Raw genomic sequence first — 19,920 nt, 5'->3', positions numbered from 1 at the left:
AACGACCCTTCCTTTTCACGTTGGACTAAAAACGTCCCACTGTGACAAAAAACGTCCCGCCACAGCCAAAAAAAATCAATCCCTGCTTTCTTTAATTATTTTAACAGGATAATCTTGCATTTTCAACTCTTACAAACACATTTAGACAAAAAATAGACACATTTTTACCGATAGCCTGCTTGTCATCAAGGTTCTTGCGATGATATTTCTTTTCAAAATATTTATTTTCTTTTATATAGAATGTATTCACGATGGAAAATGTGCATGCTGGTGATATGAGCATGCACATTTTTTTCAGGACCTGCTTATGTTTTTGTGATGGTTCCAAACTGTTTTGCCTCTTCCTTCGGTTTGATTTTGAGATAATAAATAATGTAGCAGGCAGCCATGAACGGGATTCCGCAATAAAGGCCGATCCGCTGATCCTCGATAAAAAATAAGCTGATGAGGACGATGCCAAATGCGATAAAGCCTGCTAATGGAACAAATGGATAGAGCGGTGTTCGGAAGACGAGATCCTTTACATCTCCGCCCGCCTTTATGAATTGTTTTCTAAAGAAATACTGAGACAAGCAAATAGACATCCACACCACAACAAGAACCATACCAGAAATAGAAATGAGCCACACATACACCGTTTTTGGTGCCACAACACTTGTCAGCAGAGATAGTGCAGATACACCCATTGTCACCAATAGTGCATTGATCGGAATTTTACGCTTGGACAGCTTTTTCGTAAAGTCAGGTCCTTTCCCGTCTTTCGAAAGCGACCAAAGCATACGTGATGATGCATATAATCCAGAGTTTGCTACAGATAAGACGGCTGTGATGATGATAAAATTCATGATATCTGCCGCATATGGTATACCGACCTTGTCCAGCACGACGACAAACGGGCTGTCGACAGTGCCTGCTGTCTGCCACGGAAGAAGCGCGGCCAGAACCGCAATAGATAAAACGAAAAAGACCATCGTTCTCCAAATAATATTTCGTATAGAACGAGGCAATGTTTTTTCAGGGCTTTCACTCTCTCCTGCTGCAATCCCTACAAGTTCTGTTCCTTGAAAGGAGAAATTGACCGTGACCATGGTTAATAAAATAGCAAAAACGCCGTTAGGAAATAGTCCGCCATGATCCGTCAAATGACGAAATAGAGGGGCTGGTTCTCCATCTTTCAGATGAATCATTCCGAAAATTGCGCCAATTCCAATGATAATAAATAATAGGATGGCAGCGACCTTAATGGCTGAAAACCAAAACTCGGTTTCAGCAAAGCTGCGAGCTGAGATGGCATTCACGGCAAATAAAATCACGCTAAATGCAAGACACCAAAGCCAAACAGGGATATCTGGGAACCACCTTTGGAGCAAAATGCCTGCTGACGTAAACTCCAGTCCTATTGTACATGCCCAGCTAAACCAATAAAGCCAGCCGATCATAAAGCCTGTGGACGGACCTATATATTTGGTTGCATACTCCTGAAAGGAACCCGCTGTAGGCATCGCCACCGCTAATTCTCCAAGACAGAGCATCACCAAATACATTAACAATCCTCCAATGATAAAGGATAGAATGGCTCCCCCGGGTCCAGCCTGATGGATAATGAGTCCTGACCCAAGGAAAAGACCAGTACCAATGACGCCGCCTAAGGCAATCATAAAGAGATGCCTGCTTTTCATGGAACGTTCTAGTTCATTATGCTGTTCTTGGTTCAAATCCGCTTCCCCACTTTCACTCTTCTATTCATCATCCTTTGACAAAATTCGCTGTTCGTTGAAAGAGAAAGGGAGAAAGTGAAGGTTTCTCCCCCTTTGACATTTATGCTTGAAATAATGCTTCAATATGACCAATCGCCCAGTCTAAATCTTCTTTAGATATCGTGAGAGGCGGTGCAAAGCGGATGACGGTCTCATGGGTTTCCTTACATAACAGCCCTGCTTGTTTCAGCTTCTCACAATAAGGTCTCGCTGCCTCTGTCAGCTCCATGCCGATAAATAATCCGCGGCCGCGCACTTCCTTGATGACAGGACTTTGAATGCGCGTGAGTTTGTCTTTTAAGTATTCGCCAAGCTCCATAGAACGCGCTGCAAGGTTTTCGTCGATTAAGACATCCAGTGCAGCCAGCGACACCGCACACGCAAGAGGATTTCCGCCGAAGGTAGAGCCGTGAGATCCAGGGTTAAACACACCTAATATATCGCGGTTTGCGACCACACACGAGATTGGGAATACACCGCCGCCTAAAGCTTTCCCAAGAATCAGCATATCTGGCTCAATGTCTTCCCAGTCGCATGCAAACATCTTGCCTGTTCGCGCTAATCCGACCTGAATTTCATCCGCAATGAACAGCACATGTTCCTTTTCACAAAGCGACTTCGCTTCCTTCAAGAAGCCTTCCGGCGGCATGACAATTCCCGCTTCTCCTTGAATAGGTTCGATCAGAAAAGCCGCTGTTTGTGGTGTAATGGCTTCACGTAACGCTTCAATATCTCCGTAAGGAATCAGTTTAATGCCTGGAAGCATTGGACCGAAACCTCTTTGATATTCTGCTTCAGAAGAAAGGGAAACAGCCGTCATCGTTCTGCCATGGAAATTACCGACGCACGCAATGATTTCTGCGCGATTGTCTTCGATTCCCTTGACGTCATAGCCCCAGCGTCTTGCTGCTTTTACAGCTGTTTCTACAGCCTCAGCGCCAGTATTCATCGGGAGTGCCATCTCTTTATTCGTCAGTTGACAAATTTTCTCATACCAAGGGCCAAGCTGATCATTGTGAAAAGCTCTTGAAGTCAGTGTCACACGGTCTGCCTGTTTTTTGAGCGCCTCAATAATGCGGGGATGGCGATGGCCTTGGTTCACCGCGGAATACGCACTCAGCATATCCATATATCGATTGCCTTCAGGGTCTGTCACCCAAACTCCTTCAGCCTCTGAAATCACAATTGGCAGCGGATGATAGTTTGCAGCACCGTATTGTTCGGTTTGTTGAATCAATTCATTTGTCTGTGTCATCGTCTATTCCTCCTTCTATAAGCTAGCCTCTTTTTCATTAGAATCATCTTCACACATATGATATGCAAGGATCGTGCCAACTTTCTGCCCGCATCATGTCGGTGATTGATCTGGCTCTTTATGCAAAATATCTTTGCATACGCCAAATTTTTCAGAGGAAACCGCAAAATTTTTCATGTAAAATAGAGGTAAGGTCTGGAGGTGCTTCAATGAAAGAAGATCAGTATACTGCAAAGCTGGAAAATGAGATTGATCTGTATAAACAAATGCTTGATTTAATAGATGTCGGGGTTCATGCAATTGACGAGAATGGCAATACTGTTGTTTATAATAAAAAAATGATGGAGATTGAGTCTTTGAAACGCTCTGATGTTCTCCATAAAAATGTATTAGATCTCTTCGTCTTCCAAGACGAAATGCACAGTACGCTTGTCCAAGCGCTGCGTACCGGGAAACAAACCGTTCATGCAAAGCAGACGTATCATAATTACAACGGAAAAGAAATCACAACGATTAATCATACATACCCGCTCGTTCGAGACGGCCTCATCCAAGGAGCGGTTGAAATTTCGAATGATGTGACCAAGCTGGAACGGCTGATCCACCACAATATGAAGAAAAAAGGAAGCACGCGCTTTACCTTTGATTCCATTATTGGACAAAGCCCTGCGTTTTTAGAGGTGATTGAGCATGCAAAACGAGCGACACGCACCTCTTCCTATGTACTCATTGTTGGAGAAACAGGGACAGGAAAAGAACTATTTGCGCAAAGTATTCATAACGGCAGCAGCCGGTCATCTGGACCATTTATTACCCAGAATTGCGCGGCACTGCCTGATAATCTCATTGAAAGTCTGCTCTTTGGTACACAAAAAGGGGCTTTTACAGGCGCAACTGATCAGCCCGGCTTATTTGAACAGGCGCAGGGAGGTACACTGCTGCTTGATGAGATCAACTCATTAAATCCTGGTCTTCAAGCAAAACTGCTGCGCGTATTACAGGAGAAACGTGTGAGAAGGCTTGGCAGCACAAAAGAAATCGCTGTTGATGTAAGAGTCATTGCCAATATGAATGAGGATCCTGTTGATGCAATCGCAGGCGGACGCATGCGAAAGGATTTATTTTATCGGCTGGGTATTGTCACCTTATTTATTCCGCCGCTTTCTGAACGAAAAGAAGACATTCCTACATTTGTCAGTCATTTTATTCAAAAATATAATGAGCTGTTTCAAATGAAGGTGAAGGCGGCTGACGAAGAGGTACTAGCCCTTTTTCAAGCGTATGATTGGCCGGGTAATGTACGAGAACTGGAGCATGTGATTGAAGCGGGGATGAATATGATGATGGATGAGGATTCCTTATGCATGCATCACCTTCCATATCATTTTAGATTTAAACATAGGGAAGGCCGTCCTGCAGCGCAATTACAGACGAACCCTTTACAGCATACCGCAGCTGACACGTTTATTTATACAAGCCCAGAACATACGACTGATTTTCAAACCCAAATGGAACGATTCGAAAAACAATACATCGTCCATTACTTAGAAAAAATGGACGATAATATTTCACAGACTGCAAAGTTATTGGGCATGAGCAGGCAAAGTCTGCAATATCGCATGAAAAAACTGCATATTTCTCGTTAATAATAGAGCTGTGCCCTCATTCGGCACAGCTTACTGTGGTTCTGACTGTCCTGCCTGTTCTTGATTCACATCACTCAGCAGTTTTTCTACATTTTTTAAATGCGTGAGCATCGCTCTTTCTGCTTCTTCTGGCTGTCTTGCCATGACGGCTTTGTAAATGTGTTCATGTTCTTTGTAAAGCTGCCGAATGGAGGCTTTCCTTGAAAATAAGACGACTTTTCTCGTTTCCCGCATTGTTTCTACCAGCAAGGTGGAGACCTGATTCATTAACGCCTTTAATAAATCATTCTTTGAAGCTTTTGCTAAGGAGAGATGGAAGGAGAAGTCTGCTTCTTCACCAGTTTCTTTATGTGCTTCTGCGAGTTTCATTTGTTCAAGTGCCTCACGCAGCTCATGAAGGTCATCGTCCGTTCGGAGCAGCGCTGCCTTTTTAACAGCACCCGTCTCAATAATGGATCTTAATTCAAGGAGCTGTGTGATATCATGCTGCTTCATCAAAAATGCAGGAGACAGACTAAATGTGAGCTGCTCAGGATCGAACTGCTTCACATATGTACCTTCCCCTTGCTTCATCTCTATTAATCCGATCGCTTTGAGAGCAGACAGCGCCTCTCTTACAGCAGAACGGCTGACTTGAAAGCTTTCTGAGAGCGCTTGAACCGAATCTAATTTTTCCCCCGGAAGAAGCTCACCTGTACGAATGGATTCAATTAATGCATCCGCAATTTCTTCATATATTTTTTTCGTTTTGATTTGTTTATATTTCAATTGGTCTCACCTCATCACTGTTGTCTATCCTTATCGGCTCATGCCCTATCTTATACTTTACCCCAAAATTTCCGATCACACGTCTCCCCTCTTTAATTTTCAAGAAATCTTCGGGCTGCCTTGCTTTCAACAAAAAAAGAAGCACGTGCCATGTTCTGGCAAGTACTTCTTTTTAATCGTATCGCTTCCGCAGCGTAGAGGACGGAAGATTCATTTGTTCGCGATATTTCGCAATGGTTCTGCGCGACGCGCGGATGCCGAAGGTTTGCTGAAGCAGCGTCATGATTTGCTGATCTGAATACGGTTTTTTCTTGTTTTCCGTTTGGATGAGCTCTGCAATGTGCGTTTTGACAGTGTAGCTGGACGCTTCTTCTAGCGAATGCCCTTCTAATTTCGCTTGGAAAAACTGTTTCATTTCCATAAGACCATAAGGGGTTTGCACCATTTTCCCTTTTACAGTCCGGCTGACTGTTGACTCATGCACTTGCAGTATATCTGCGATCCGCTTCATCGTAAGCGGTTTCATTTTATGTTTCCCTGTTAGGAAAAAATCGGTCTGATGTGAGATAATCTCACGAACGACATGAGTCATCGTTTGCTTTCTTTGCTTCAGCGCTTGGACAAGCCAATTGTACTGCTGCTCTTTTTCCTTTAAATACGCATATGCTTCATGCCGCTTTTGGTCTTGAATCATGGCGAAGTAGCCTTCATTCATTTCTACGTCTGGAAAAGCGCGCTGATTCAGCTCAAATGTGATGTGATCCTGCACCACAGTAATCGTCACATCAGGCTCTATATACACATGCTCTTCATCATATGAGAAATGAAGGCCTGGTCTTGGTTCAAGCTGAGACACTTCATCTTGTACCGCCTGGAGTGTTTTCATTGAAACACCTGTTTTGGCCGCAATTTCCTTCCAAGCCTTTCTGGCAAAAAGAAAGAAATGCTCTTCGATGATCAGCTCGGCTTCATACCAGCGCTTCTTTTTCCTTCTCAGCTGAAGGAGGATGCATTCCTGCAATGATCTTGCGCCAATCCCGGCAGGCTCCAGCGATTGCAGCTGATGAAGGACAGCTTCTACTTCTTCAGCTGGCACCTCTAAGACAGCTGCCATTGCGTCAATCGGTTCATTTAGATAGCCATTGGAATCAATGGACTCAATCATAAAGTGAAAGATTCTTTGATTCTTTTCACTTAAATTCAAATCAATCGCCTGTCTTTTTAAAAACATTTGCAGGCTTTCTTTTTGATGCGTTCGATACGGCTCTGTCATTCGATCTTGTGATTTTTTATGATAAACTGGTTGATAGCTGTCCGTGTCTTTCCGCTCAATCAGAGGGTTCTCAAGCGCTAACTGGTCAAGATACTCGCCGAGCTCTGCGCAATTCAGCTGCAGCAGCGTAATGGCCTGCCTAAGTTCTTGTGTGAGCACCTGCTTTAATACCTGTTCTTGTTGCAGTTTAAGGCTCATTGTCTCCCCTCCCTCTCATCATTTTACATGAAGATTGACGGACCGTATATACGAAATAGGAGTGATTTCTATGTCTGAACTTTTTTCCGTTCCATACTTTGTCGACAACTTGAAGCAGCACATCGCCATGAACCAAAATGAAGACAAGGTTCATGCCATGAATGCCTATTACCGCTCAGTAGTGTCAACGCTTGTTCAAGACCAGCTGACCAAAAATGCGGTTGTATTGAAGCGAATTCAGCATCTTGATGAAGCCTATCAAAAGGTGAAAAAAGAAAGCGAATGAACGAAAAAGAACACCCTTTTGTCAAGATGACAAAGGGTGTTTATCATATGCAAAAAGCTTCTGATCCAGCCTCGATTTATACATCATCAAAAAACCAGACCGTCCTACAGTATAGATGATAAAGGCCAACCATAGGCCATGATTGTGCCAAATAGGTGTGACTGCGGTTTGAACGACGATAAACAAAATCATCGCAAACAGCATCGAATTTCTAACAGGGGCAATTTCTGTCGCACCTGTAAATACGCCGTAAATGACCAAACCAAAGCAAGCCGCAAACGGATAAAGAACAAGCCAGTCTGCATAGTGTAATGTCACATCAAGCAGCTGAGGGAGATTTGTAAACAAGCTCAATATCGGCTCTTTTAATAAAAAATAAACCGCCGCAATGACACATGCCATCACAAGTGCCCACTGCCTCGAAAGGGTTAAGGTTTTTTCATAAAGGGTGCGGTCATTTGCACCAACCGACCTGCCAACAAGGATGCTGGACGCATTGGCAAAACCATCGAACAAATAAGCCATGATGTAGTGAATTTGAAATAAGATGGCATTGGCTGCCAGCAGCTCTGTACCAAAAGAAGCACCTTTTGCCGTAAACATGTTGATGACCACTAGCAGACAGATCGTCCTAATGAACAAATCTTTATTCACATGAAACATTTTCTTCACTGCCTGAGTATCCATGATTTTCTTGATGGAAGGCATCTGGAATCCGTTTGACGAATGCTTCAGAATGATCCATGCCCCCAACACAAAAGCGGTTAGTTCAGATATCAATGTCGCAGCCGCAACTCCTTTGACCGCAAACGAAAACACATGAACAAGCAGAAATGCGAGCGCCATATTCATAACATTGATCAAGATTTGTAATGAAAGAGCTTCTTTCATTTTAGCCATCCCCATAAGCCAGCCCAATATAACATAATTCATTAAAGTAAATGGCGCTCCCCAAATGCGAATATGAAAATAGTCTGCGGCAAATTGACGGACATCAGCATCAGGAGAGATCACTAGAAAAGCAGATTGAATGATCGGCCATTGCAGGGCAATAAAACAAAGTCCGACGATGATGGCGACGAAAAAAGGTCTTAGAAAAGCAAGAACGCCCTGCTCCTCATTCTGCGCACCGTTTGCCTGGGCGGCAAAAGCAGATGTACTTACCCGCAAAAAACCAAACAGCCAATATAATGTACTGAAAATGAGACTGCCGACCGCAACGCCTCCAATATAAGCGGGATTTGCGAGCTGACCGACAACCGCTGTATCAACAGCTCCCAGTAATGGAGTGGTCATCGTTGAAATTGTTAAAGGAATGGCCAAAGCTAAATACGCTCGATGGTTCACGATGCCACCTGCCTTTCATGAAAAATAGCCTCTTTCCTAAAAGAGGCGCAGATTGCCTGCAAAGGGGCTTTGCTTTTTACCGAATGCGACGCTTTGGCTGCACGCTGAGGCATTGATAAAATGAAGTTTTACTGAACCGGTCTGCCAATCGTTCGTGACAAAGGATGGTCTGCGAGCATTGCATCTCTCATTTTCCGCACCGCTTCCTCTTCTGATGAAAAGAATTCATCCTTTGATTGAAATTGGGCAGCAAGCTCTCCTTGATCAAGAATCGCCAATTGATCACATAAGTGATAGGCTGCTGTTATATCATGTGTAATAAATAAGTAAGCCACACCCAGCTCCTTCTTTAATTCTACTAATAAATCTAAAATGACAGCCTGCGTCACCATGTCTAAGCTGCTGACAGATTCATCAAGTACAATGAGCTTTGGCTGGAGCAATAAAGCTCTAGCAATGTTGATCCTTTGCAGCTGGCCGCCGCTGAATTGGTGTGGATATTTAGACAAATCCGTTTCACCGAGCCCGACTCTTTCCAGCCAGTGAATCAGCACGTTTTTACGTTCCTTCCTGCTCATGGATTCATAGTTTTCAAGCGGCTCAGATAAAATTTGTTCGACTGTCCACCTTGGATTTACCGCCGAATAGGAATCCTGAAACACCGCTTGCACATGCCGGCGAAAATGCTTACGTGTTTGCTGATCTGCACGATAGACATCCTGACCTTCGAAAAGAACCTGCCCAGCTCTTGGTTTCTCTAAACCAAGTATGATGCGGCCAAGTGTACTTTTCCCTGCGCCGCTTTGTCCCAGCAGCCCAAGGCATGTGCCTTCTTCAATATTCAAATCGACGCTTTTCAGGACAGGGGCTGCGCTTTTATTTCTCATTAGAAACGACCGACTGTTGTATGCATGACTGACTGCTTTCACTTCTAATAAATACAAGGGCCTTCTCACCTCAAATCGGGCAAACAGCTGGGATCGATGGACGAGCTGCTAATAGTTTTTTTGTATAATCATGCTTTGGTTGTTCAAAGAGTTCAAGAACTCCTGCCTTTTCAACAATTTCTCCTTGTTTCATGACGACAACTTGATCTGCCATTTCAGCAATGACACCAAGATCGTGGGTAATGAGTAAAATGGCCGTTCCATAGTCATGACGAATTTGGTTCAGATGCTGAAGCACCCGTTTCTGATTGTGTACATCTAATGCAGTTGTCGGCTCATCTGCAATGATGAGGGGCGGGTGCATACAGGCAGCCATGGCGATCATGACACGCTGCAGCATCCCTCCGCTTAATTCAAAAGGATACTTATTGAACAGCTGGTCTGGCTGCGGCAGATTCATTTTCGCTAACGCATCTATTGCCTGTAATCGTGCCTGCCTTTTACTGACAGCCGTATGCCGGCGGATCGTTTCAACCAGCTGATGGCCGATTGTCCATACCGGCGTAAAGCTGTTCATTGGATTTTGCATAATATACGAGATGTCTTTGCCCCGAATGGAACGCATATCCTTTTCACTTATACCGATCAATTCTCGTCCCTGTAATGTGATACTGCCAGTGACTTCCGTTGTTTTTCGATCAAGCATACGCAAGATCGACATACTCGTCACTGTTTTCCCGCAGCCGCTCTCACCAATTAATCCAAGGATTTGACCGCGCCCTACTTCAAACGAGACTTCTTGAATAAGAGGGGTTGTCCCTTGAGGTGTTTTCGTCTGCACATGCAGGTTCTCTACTTGTAAAATGGACTCTTGCACATTGATCATTCCTTTACACACGGCGTTTGATGCCATATTTCTCTGAAAGGGCTTCTCCTAGTAAATTAAACAGAACCACCACAGCCATGATCACAAGACCTGGGTACAGCATTAACTGAGGATTCGTTTGAATGTAAGATTTCCCTTCATGAATCATCGCTCCCCATTCAGGCATAGGAGGCTGAACCCCTAATCCGAGAAAAGACATCGCAGAAATGTCCATAATCGCCCAGCCCATTTCGAGTGTTCCAATGACTGCTAATGGCGGCAGGACATTGGGAATCATATGCTTTCTCATAATGTTCCAATGCGAGGTCCCACTGATTTTTGCAGCTGCTATAAAGTTCTGTTCTTTTAAACTGAGCACCATTCCTCGGAAGACGCGGGCATAATATACCCATTGCACAAGCATCAAAGCAAGTACGACTTGAGGAAGTCCCGGACCGAAGATGCCGACTAATCCAAGGATCAGCACCAGGTTGGGAAATGCCATGACGCCGTCACAGATTCTCATCAAAACATGATCGATCCAGCCGCCTTTGTATCCTGAAAAGAGGCCGACAATTAAACCAATGAATAACGAAGAAAGAAAGATTAATAACGCACAGCCGAGCGAAACACGCGCACCATATAAAATACGAGATAAATTGCACCGCCCTAATTGATCTGTTCCAAGAGGATACTCCCACGAAGATCCCTTTAGCTTCATTGCTAGATTGACAGCAGCCGGATCATGTGGAGCGATCCATGGTGCACATATTGTGACAATGAGCAGGAGACCGAGCAGCAAAGCGCAGATCGAGATCATCTTTTGATGAGCGATGAGATGTTTTACTTTTGTCATCATTGCTGGCGGCCTTCCTTTCTAGAAATACGGGGGTCTATGATCAGCTGAACTAAGTCAACGATCAAGCTGCTCAAGATAAAAATACATGCCGACATGAGGACATAAAATTGAATGACAGGCAGATCTCTGTTAAAGATCGCTTCAATAAAAAAGCGGCCAAACCCTGGCCATGAGAAAACGGCCTCTACAATAATGGTTCCGGTTAACAGCTTGCCAAGGTTCACCCCTAGTCCGGTCAGCATCGGCGATATCGCAATTCTGAACACATGCTTGAACATGATCGATTGTTCCTTCAACCCTCTGATTCTCGCATATTGAACGAAAGGCTCTTGAAGCGCCTCACTCACACTTGACCGTAACAGCCTTGTATACGTAGCAATTAAAGGGACTGCCAGTGTGATCGAGGGCAGAATGAGATGCTCCCATGTTCCAATCCCTTCAACTGGTAAGAGGTCAAGTTTCACTGAAAAAAAGAAGATGAGCAAATACCCCAAGACAAACGTCGGGATAGATGCTCCTAAGAAAGAAATGAGCCGGCTCACATGATCAACGGCACCATTTTTCCTCATGCCGCTGAAAAAGCCGAGCGGAATGCTGACACAAATAGCGATCAGCAGACTGGTAAGCGCCAATTGAATTGTCGCCGGTATTCGATAAACCACCTCATCAACGACAGGCTGATTGGACATATACGACCGGCCGAAATCAAGGTAGATGACTTTTTCAATGGTATGAAGATACTGCATATAAAATGGCTCATCTAAGCCGAATTCACTTCGTTTTTGCGCTAATATTTCATCCGTAGGCTGGATATGAGCCGCTGCTAAATATGCCTCAGCCGGGTCAACTGGCGAGAGGTGAATCATACCAGTTGTAAGCAGTGTGGCTAATAAAAATACAGGAATAATTGATAGCACTCGTTTGACGATATAGCGGCCCATTTCCTTACCTTCCTTCTGTTACTTCAGCTTAATGCCTGTGAAAGGATGTTCATCACGATTTGCAGGGAATTCAAAGTCCTTCACAGCTTTTTGATAAACGGCTGTCTTTTTAAAATAAGAGATTGGCACAATTGCCCCTTGATCCTGTAAAGAGGATAAGACAGACGAATACAGTGCTTTGCGTTTCTTTTCATTTGTTGTGGATGGAATTTCCGTCATTTCTTTGATCAGCTTTTCCTTATTTGGATAGGCTGAAATGGCTTCTTTGAATCCAAAACCATCTGATGAAAGAACGTTCATAAATGTATGCGGATCATACGGCGCTCCGTAGTTGCTAAAGAAGTTCATATCAAACTTATTGGCTTTAAAGCGTTGAACCTGTGTGGCCAAATCCACACCCTCAAGCTTGACGCCGACACCAACGGCTGCCCATTCTGCTTGCAGCGTTTCCGCCATCGCTTTTTGAATCGATTCCGCTGAGTCATACATCATACTAAACTCAAGCTTTTTCCCATCTTTTTCACGAACGGATTTTCCTTTTGGAAGTGTCCAGCCCGCTTCATCCAGCAATGCTTTGGCTTTGTCCACATCATATTTGAAAGACTTCACTTGAATGTGTGACGTATACGGCATGTTAGTCGGCAGGATGTGATCTGCTTCATCCTCTAAACCTGAGGTGACCCCTTCTACCATTGATTTTTTATTGAAGGCATATTGAAGGGCATGACGCACTTTCTCATCTGACAGCTGATCCACTTTTGTGTTCATAACAAGCTGTCTCGTTGCAACAGGCTCTGACATTTTCGTTTCATACTTGCCGCTTGCTTCCAGCTGTTTGTAAGAATCAAGGCTAATGGTTCCTTCTCCGTAAAGTAAATCCACATCACCTTTTTCAAATGCCATGACTCTCGTTTCCGCATCTGGGATGACCTTTACCTTGATTTCTTTTACCTTTGGTTTTTCTCCCCAATAATGATCGTTTCGTTCGAAAATGGCATAATCATCTTTCTTATATGTTTTTAAAACCCAAGGGCCTGTCCCCACTGGTTTTTCAATTCCTTTTGACGTATCTCCGTTTTTAGGGAAACCTGCTTCACCTAAGAAACGAACTGGACGAACAACGGCTAATTCTTGCACAGTTGGATAGTATGGTGCTGTTAATGTGAGTTTAAATGTCTTTTTATCAACGGCTTCTGTCTTTTTGATTTTCTTAATGACACCTAACCAGCTATGTAAATCTTTATTTTTTAAAATTGTATCGAAGTTCTTTTTGACAATGTCCGCATTAAATTCAGAGCCGTCTGAGAAAGTCACTCCGTCTCTTAAATGGAACGTATACACCTTGCCATCCTTTGAAACATCCCATGATTTCGCTAATTCAGGTTTCAGCTTACCATTCTTTTGATAGCTGACCAATGGCTCATAAATCATTGATTGCGCAAATAATTGTGATGGGTTGTATACGTGTGGATTCATTTCACCAATATCTCTTGGCCACGCCATTGTGATCATATCAGGATGATCCTTATTGCCTTCTGCTCCATTGTTTGTTTGAGAGCATCCTACTAGTAAAAAGAAAATAAGCAGGAATGGTAATACTGAATTTATTTTAATTTTCGGAAAATTTCTCCAAATAGACATAAGTTGCTCCTCCTAATTGATGCTGATAATCATTTTCATTTTAAGGAGGAAGGAAGCCGTTGTCAATATCATATTTGAAACGAAATGACAATACTTATTCCGATTTATTCCATAAATTGAGGAATTTGATAGAAAGAGAGGCAGGCTGCTTATGAATGAGCAGCCTGTGAAGAGGTAAATGTTTTTTCTCGCAGCATGTCATGGAGTATATGGATGATACGTTCCTGATCTGCATCTGTCATGCTCGTTCCAGACGGAAGACAAAGCCCCCGCTCAAATAACAGCTCAGATACAGGAGTGCCTTTTTCCGCAGTATAAAAAGGGCAATGACGAAAGAGCGGCTGCTGGTGCAGCGGCTTCCATACATGCCTTGCTTCGATTTGTTCTTTTTCTAAAGCACCAATGATATCTGCTGGAGACAATTGTTTATCACGATCAATGGTCAATGCCGTCAGCCAGCGGTTGGATTTCGTTTCTTGATATTCTGGCATCAAATGAAGTCCCTCTGCTTCTGATAAAGCGTCCTGATAACGCTGGAAAATGCGGCGCTTTTGTTCAACACGCTCGTCCAGCACTTCCATTTGAGCAATCCCGACTCCTGCTAAGAGGTTGCTCATGCGATAGTTGTATCCCATCTCTTGATGCTCATAGTGCATCGCTTTTTCTCTGGCCTGTGAAGCAAGAAAGCGGCATCGTTCAATCGCAGCTTCATCATCACTCACAAGCATTCCGCCCCCTGATGTTGTAATGATTTTATTTCCATTAAAAGAATAGATACCGAACCTGCCCATTGAGCCGCTTTTTCTTCCTTTATAAAGCGCACCTAACGATTCAGCCGCATCCTCAATGACTGGTACATCATATGCTTCACACAGAGCCATGATCTCGTCCATTTTTGCGCTTTGCCCATATAAATGGACAACGATGACCGCACGAGGTTTTTTCCCAAGACGTTTTGATTCAACAAAGGCTTTCTCTAAAGCAAGCGGGCACATATTCCATGTCTCCCTTTCAGAATCAATAAAAACAGGCTTCGCTTGTTCATATAAAATCGGATTTGCCGTTGCAACAAACGTAAGGGTGGAACAAAAGACAATGTCTCCTTTTTGCACACCTATCAGCTTTAAAGCAAGGTGAATCGCTGCTGTTCCCGAGGATAAAGCCGCTCCTGTCTTCACTCCCGCATAGTCCGCCACTGCCTGTTCAAATTCATTCACAAGCGGTCCAAGCGGCGCAATCCAGTTGCTCTTGAAGGCTTCCTCTATTTTGAAAGACTCTTTTCCGCTCATATGCGGAGGAGATAAGTAAATTCGCTTCCTTTCTTTCATCACTTCCCACCTTCTCTCCGATCTTTGATTTCTATTGCAGGAATTCCTACAGCGACCTTCTGATCATGTATATCTCTTGTCACTGCCGCTCCAGCGCCAATGACGGACCAGCTTCCGATCGTTGTACCCGGTGTCACCACAGCACCAGCCCCAATATGGGCACCCTCCCGCACGGATACACCGCCAGTCAGCACAGCGCCTGGTGACAGGTGCACAAACGATTCGAGTATACAGTCATGCTCAGCGATAGATCCTGTATTTATAATCGTATGCTCACCGATGGCTGCATCTGCTTGAACCACTGCCCTTGCCATCACAACAGTCCCCCTTCCAATGACAGATGACGGACTCATGACCGCCTCTGGGTGAATGAGTGTGGCATATGCTGTGTCTTCAAATGAGAGGCGTTCCTTCATGAGCTGTCTAATCTCATTTTGTCCGATCGCAATCAGCCATTTCATATGAGGCATTGTCTCTCTCAGCTGCTCACTCATGGAGATCGGTCCATACAAAATCCCGCTTTGAGTGACCGCCTCTTCAAAATGATCATCTAATACTGCACATAATGAGTAATCGGCATGTGCAAAAATGAGATCTTGGATGACTTTGCTATGTCCTCCGGCCCCAATTAAACCAATGGTTTGCTTCTTACATATCGGTTCCTTTAAATTTTTCAGCTGTGGCATGATCCGGCTGCTGCACCCCCTCTGTTTTCATGACTTTCAGCAAGGTCATCCATAAAATTTTCATATCGAGCCAAAACGATTGATGCTCGACATACCACAGGTCATAGGTGAATTTCTCTTCCCATGAAAGCGTGTTCCGTCCGTTCACCTGTGCCCATCCTGTTATGCCGGGCTTTACAAGATGACGCCTTGCTTGTTCTTCTGTATACATAGGCAAATACTCCATTAAAAGCGGTCTTGGCCCGACAAGACTAAGCTCTCCTTTGAGTACATTGACAAGCTGCGGCAATTCATCAAGACTAAGCTTTCGAATCAAGGCACCGGTTTTTGTTAATCGCAAATGATCTGGCAGCAGCACCCCATGTTCGTCTCGTTCATCGGTCATCGTCCGAAATTTATATAGCATAAAAGGCCGGCCATACAGACCAGGCCGCTTCTGCCGAAACACCACAGGCGTTCCAATTTTCCATCTAATCAGTCCATAGATGAGAAGTAAAAGAAGACTGCCTGCGATGAGCAGCGTCAATGCCACCATCACATCTATCATTCTTTTCATCATTGCATCTCCTTTTCATATTAGCGGGAGACCGCATGTTTTACCTTACGCATCAGCTGCATCCGCTCTCGTTTCGTTCCTGCAAACACATACAAGTAGCCCATATAGAGAATGAAACAAAGCCCTCCAATACAAAACAGCTCCCACCATGAAGTCACGTTATATACCGCCTGAATCCCCGCACAGATGCCCCAAATAAATAGCCCTCCAGCAAGTGGAACCAGTGTATGTTTATAAAAGATAGTGCGTTTCTGATTCGTGATCCTGGCCGTATAAAATGGCAGAAACACAATATTTTTAATCAATAAAACCATTGCCCCCGCTGATGCAATGCCATATAAACCAAGCTGCAGCATATGAGTCAATCCATAGGCAAAAAGCACATTAGATACACCTAATATAAGGGTGACAACTGCAGGAACTTTCAATCGATTAAACACGGTCGGCACATATGTGAGCGGTAAAAACATCAAGGTCAAACATAAATAAGCCGCATGAATCATGAGAAGCCATTTCAGCTCCTCAAAAGCAGGCCCAAGCCATAAAAGCATGAGTGGACCAGCGAGACCTCCTAGAAGTGCGGCTGGGAACGCAACAAATAAGCCGCTCCACTTAATGGCGTTTGCAGCATATTGAATGAGTCCCTCTTTGTCCTGATTCGAATAAAATTTCGTGATCGTTGGTGCAAACACAACGGCCAGTGTCCCTGCCAGTGTGCGTAATAATAATGGAAACTGTAAAATTGCCGCATATTGGCCCGTTGCTTCCGCTCCAATGAGCAAGTTGGTCATCAATAAATCAATTTGTAAAAACAACAAAATCCCCATTTGCTCAAATGAATGCCAGATCCCTGATCGAACAAGTGTGAGACTAGACGATAATGAGACGTGCCGCCACTTAAATGAAAACCAAGGGATGAGTTTCTTAAAATAATAGATACCGATTCCCATAGCCGCTAAGCTTCCTATGACGGCCGCAAGCGGGATATGCCAAATGGCTGGTGTCGTCCATGTAAACAGGATGACAATCATCAGCGCCCTCAAAAACATTTGAATCGCCTGTCCAATACTTGATACATAGAGCTTATTCGCATAAAACGGTGCAGCCCCAATGCCAGACATGACGAAATTGAGCATAAATAAAAGACCCCCTAAAATAAAGGCGGTCTGTGTGTCATTTGCGAGATGAACAGGTACATGAAGCCATTCAACCAGCTGATGAGACACGAAAAGACAAAGCAAAAAGAGACTAATAGATAGTAAAAACGAACTGACGAAATAGGAAGCGAGATAGCGCTGCGCCTTCTCCATCTCTCCTTTATGAGCCGCCACAGAAAAAAATCGCACAACAACCGCACTTAACGAAGCCGTAATGACCGATAAATAGTTGATCATATTTTGCGTCAGATGGATTAAGCCGAATGCTTCCACTCCAAGCGTATGAACAATATAAGGTGTTAAACAAACAGACATAAGCATCATCAGGACAAACGTGATTAAGTTCGCACTGGCATTATAAAGAAACGCTCGATTCATTGTGCTTTCACGCAGCGTTTAAGAGTCCTCATCCAGCTTCCTCTCCCTTTTGACCGCTTGTTTTCATCAGCTGATGAACGGCCTCTTTCACAGCGGCCTCATTTGGTTCTTTTAAAAGGGTCATAAACGGAAGATGAGCCACCCACTCAAATCCCTCCATCACCTTATGATCAAACGATCTAAGGACAACACACGGTGTATGAGTGATCGCACAAAAGATCATGCCATGCAGACGATCTGTCACGACGACCTGCGCTTGTTTTAACTCCGTCCACAAAGACGTTAACTCCTTCAAGCGAGTTGTTCGATCGACTCGTTTGCCAATTGTCGTTGTGATCAAACCGACTTGATCATATATCTCTTGGATATGCTGCTGCAGCTGCTGGCGCTCCTCCTTTGTGAGATATGCTTCTTGATCCTCACGCAGACAAAGCAGAACCCCTTCACGTGTTTCATCCTTTGATGATTCGTCTAATGACAGCACCATATCAGGCTGTTTCCACACATCTTGATCAGGAAAATGAAGCTTCATCCATTCATAGGTTGTTTGATCTCTTGCCATGAGGAGCAGTCTTGGATGCTGACTATACGTGTGAATGGCGCGGCGTTCCTCTCGTTTCCCTCTCTTTGTTTCTGTAAAATGTACAGTAGCAGGCAGCTGGATCATGGGATAGGACTTGAAGGTCTTGATGATAAATTGTCTCGTCCATTCTTCGTACCGGTATAAATCCCCCATATTGCCCCCACCGATCATACAGACGATGTCTTCTGGATGCCGGCTGCGCTTTAGCGGACGGGCAAGGCGATAGATCTCTTTCATGTCCACTTCTATGATGTCATAGGCTGGAAAGTGTTTCTTTAAAAAACAATAACTCGCATAGGCAATCGCATGATCCCCTAAATTATCATGGCCCGGCAGCAGCGTGAGAATGATTTTCTTCTGATGACTCAGCTCTGGCAGCCTTTGGCGGCTCAGTCTATACTCAAGCGGATATTTGACCTTTAAGAGCAGCCACTCTGCGGTTTTTGCCTTCAATTGCTGCACTGTCAATCCCATCACCCCTATTTCCTTGTCTGATATTCGATCCATTTTTGATAGCTAGAAGCCGCGGCAGAAAGCGGATAAACCAATCGGCACTTAGCAAGAAATAAAATCATTCGCTTTCGTACTGTGAGCTTCGATGGTTCCACTTGTTTGACGGCATGCTGAAAGGCATCATGTGTGACCATTTCACGCATGTGATCAAGTTTTTCCTGAATAGATAGATCATTTTGGCTCTTCCATTCGTTGAGCATACAATGAAGCGTATGATTGACGATAAAAAAGTCTAATGCTTTCTCATACAGAGAGATGTCATCATGCTCTTTTAAAAAAGAGCGCTGTGCATGATAAAAGGTCAGTCCATGATGAAAATACTGCTTCTGATATCGCTGTACAATAGATGACAGATGAACCCTGTAATAATAAAGAGGCTCATGAACAAAGGCGATGCTGCGTGCTAAAGAAAAACAGCGCAGCGTCACATATTGATCTTCAATGTTTTCAAGCTCACCCCGCAGCGGAAATCGAATGTGGTGTTTTTCCATAAAGGCACGCCGATACAGCTTATTCCATGAGAATCCAGTCAAGTCTCCGTGTAATAACGCTTTGATTACATCCGTTTTTTCGGCTGAGCGCTTGTCTAACAGCGTCGTTGCTATCGTTCGCTTTGACTGTTCAAATTGAATCCAATACTCGCTCACAACAAGATCTGCCCCGGTCATTTCGGCTTTTTCATACATAGCTTCACAGTAATGAGGAGCGAGAATATCATCTGAATCCACAAAGGCGAGATACGTCCCTTTCGCTTCCTCGATGCCCAGGTTTCTCACAGCGCCTAACCCTTGATTGGATTGATGGATTACCCGGAAACGCTCATCACGCTCAGCAAATGCTTCAAGCCATTCACCGCTGCGGTCGGTCGATCCATCATTGATAAGAATGACTTCTATATCGGAAAAACTTTGATCTGCAATTGATTGAAGACATTGCTCCACATATTGACTCGTATTGTAAACTGCGACCAATAGACTGATAGCTGGCATTACAACA

18 protein-coding genes are annotated in these 19,920 nt (G+C 44.1%); 2 read left to right on the top strand and 16 right to left on the bottom strand.

The genetic code is table 11. The features are described from left to right. Positions 1-305: 305 nt before the first annotated feature. Both ASE42_RS03815 and ASE42_RS03810 read right to left on the bottom strand, forming a co-directional pair. On the bottom strand, positions 306-1,679 hold the full coding sequence (locus ASE42_RS03815) for an amino acid permease (RefSeq protein ID WP_056766848.1): 1,374 nt from the start codon (positions 1,677-1,679) through the stop codon (positions 306-308). A 139-nt stretch (positions 1,680-1,818) separates the two neighbouring features. Next, positions 1,819-3,012, bottom strand: a complete 1,194-nt coding sequence (locus ASE42_RS03810; RefSeq protein WP_056765768.1) for an ornithine--oxo-acid transaminase — start codon at positions 3,010-3,012, stop codon at positions 1,819-1,821. Positions 3,013-3,221: 209 nt separating this feature from the next. Between ASE42_RS03810 and ASE42_RS03805 the strand changes: the two genes are divergently transcribed. Next, complete coding sequence (locus tag ASE42_RS03805; RefSeq protein WP_056765766.1) at positions 3,222-4,658, top strand: sigma-54 interaction domain-containing protein; 1,437 nt, start codon at positions 3,222-3,224, stop codon at positions 4,656-4,658. Positions 4,659-4,688: 30 nt separating this feature from the next. Here the strand turns inward: ASE42_RS03805 and ASE42_RS03800 are convergent, their stop codons facing one another. Beyond that, a complete protein-coding gene (locus ASE42_RS03800) occupies positions 4,689-5,426 on the bottom strand; it encodes a FadR/GntR family transcriptional regulator (RefSeq protein ID WP_041107850.1) in 738 nt (245 codons plus the stop codon). A 172-nt stretch (positions 5,427-5,598) separates the two neighbouring features. Beyond that, on the bottom strand, positions 5,599-6,897 hold the full coding sequence (gene rpoN, locus ASE42_RS03795; RefSeq protein ID WP_044333923.1) for an RNA polymerase factor sigma-54: 1,299 nt from the start codon (positions 6,895-6,897) through the stop codon (positions 5,599-5,601). A 70-nt stretch (positions 6,898-6,967) separates the two neighbouring features. Between rpoN and yvfG the strand changes: the two genes are divergently transcribed. Then, entirely contained in the window at positions 6,968-7,183 is a 216-nt protein-coding gene (gene yvfG, locus ASE42_RS03790; protein ID WP_024423509.1) for a protein YvfG, read from the top strand. 21 nt (positions 7,184-7,204) lie between these two features. Here yvfG and ASE42_RS03785 read toward each other — a convergent pair whose 3' ends face one another. The 12 genes from ASE42_RS03785 to ASE42_RS03730 all read right to left on the bottom strand — a co-directional run bounded on the left by ASE42_RS03785 (position 7,205) and on the right by ASE42_RS03730 (position 19,913). Continuing rightward, complete coding sequence (locus tag ASE42_RS03785; RefSeq protein WP_056765763.1) at positions 7,205-8,530, bottom strand: MATE family efflux transporter; 1,326 nt, start codon at positions 8,528-8,530, stop codon at positions 7,205-7,207. Between the two features lie 128 nt (positions 8,531-8,658). Continuing rightward, entirely contained in the window at positions 8,659-9,474 is an 816-nt protein-coding gene (gene nikE, locus ASE42_RS03780; RefSeq protein WP_056765760.1) for a nickel import ATP-binding protein NikE, read from the bottom strand. Positions 9,475-9,487: 13 nt separating this feature from the next. Next, entirely contained in the window at positions 9,488-10,303 is an 816-nt protein-coding gene (locus ASE42_RS03775; protein ID WP_056766845.1) for an ABC transporter ATP-binding protein, read from the bottom strand. A gap of 4 nt (positions 10,304-10,307) precedes the next feature. Then, positions 10,308-11,141, bottom strand: coding sequence for a nickel ABC transporter permease subunit NikC (gene nikC / locus ASE42_RS03770; protein ID WP_056765758.1), 834 nt, complete (start codon positions 11,139-11,141; stop codon positions 10,308-10,310). Continuing rightward, positions 11,138-12,082, bottom strand: coding sequence for a nickel ABC transporter permease subunit NikB (nikB, locus tag ASE42_RS03765; protein WP_056765757.1), 945 nt, complete (start codon positions 12,080-12,082; stop codon positions 11,138-11,140). Before nikB ends, nikC begins: the two co-directional genes overlap by 4 nt. 18 nt (positions 12,083-12,100) lie before the next feature. Continuing rightward, positions 12,101-13,723 carry a nickel ABC transporter substrate-binding protein gene (gene nikA, locus ASE42_RS03760; protein ID WP_041107862.1) on the bottom strand — a complete coding sequence of 541 codons (1,623 nt, stop codon included), beginning with the start codon at positions 13,721-13,723 and terminating at the stop codon, positions 12,101-12,103. A 149-nt stretch (positions 13,724-13,872) separates the two neighbouring features. Further along, the gene (locus tag ASE42_RS03755) at positions 13,873-15,051 is read right to left on the bottom strand and encodes a DegT/DnrJ/EryC1/StrS family aminotransferase (protein ID WP_056765756.1); all 1,179 of its coding nucleotides are present in this window, start codon (positions 15,049-15,051) and stop codon (positions 13,873-13,875) included. Continuing rightward, entirely contained in the window at positions 15,051-15,737 is a 687-nt protein-coding gene (locus tag ASE42_RS03750) for an acetyltransferase (RefSeq protein WP_056765755.1), read from the bottom strand. The genes ASE42_RS03755 and ASE42_RS03750 overlap by 1 nt, the downstream gene beginning before the upstream one ends. After that, positions 15,700-16,293 (bottom strand): sugar transferase, encoded by a 594-nt coding sequence (locus ASE42_RS03745; RefSeq protein WP_082580715.1) that lies wholly within the window; start codon positions 16,291-16,293, stop codon positions 15,700-15,702. Before ASE42_RS03745 ends, ASE42_RS03750 begins: the two co-directional genes overlap by 38 nt. Before the next feature lie 20 nt (positions 16,294-16,313). Next, positions 16,314-17,828, bottom strand: a complete 1,515-nt coding sequence (locus ASE42_RS03740; protein ID WP_056765753.1) for an MATE family efflux transporter — start codon at positions 17,826-17,828, stop codon at positions 16,314-16,316. Between the two features lie 28 nt (positions 17,829-17,856). After that, positions 17,857-18,885, bottom strand: a complete 1,029-nt coding sequence (locus ASE42_RS03735) for a polysaccharide pyruvyl transferase family protein (protein ID WP_056765751.1) — start codon at positions 18,883-18,885, stop codon at positions 17,857-17,859. 5 nt (positions 18,886-18,890) lie between these two features. Next, entirely contained in the window at positions 18,891-19,913 is a 1,023-nt protein-coding gene (locus ASE42_RS03730; RefSeq protein ID WP_056765749.1) for a glycosyltransferase family 2 protein, read from the bottom strand. Between the last annotated feature and the right edge of the window lie 7 nt (positions 19,914-19,920).

Source organism: Bacillus sp. Root920 (genome assembly GCF_001429445.1).
Classification (GTDB): Bacteria; Bacillota; Bacilli; order Bacillales; family Bacillaceae; genus Bacillus; species Bacillus safensis.
This window is presented reverse-complemented; position numbering and strand designations above follow the sequence as displayed.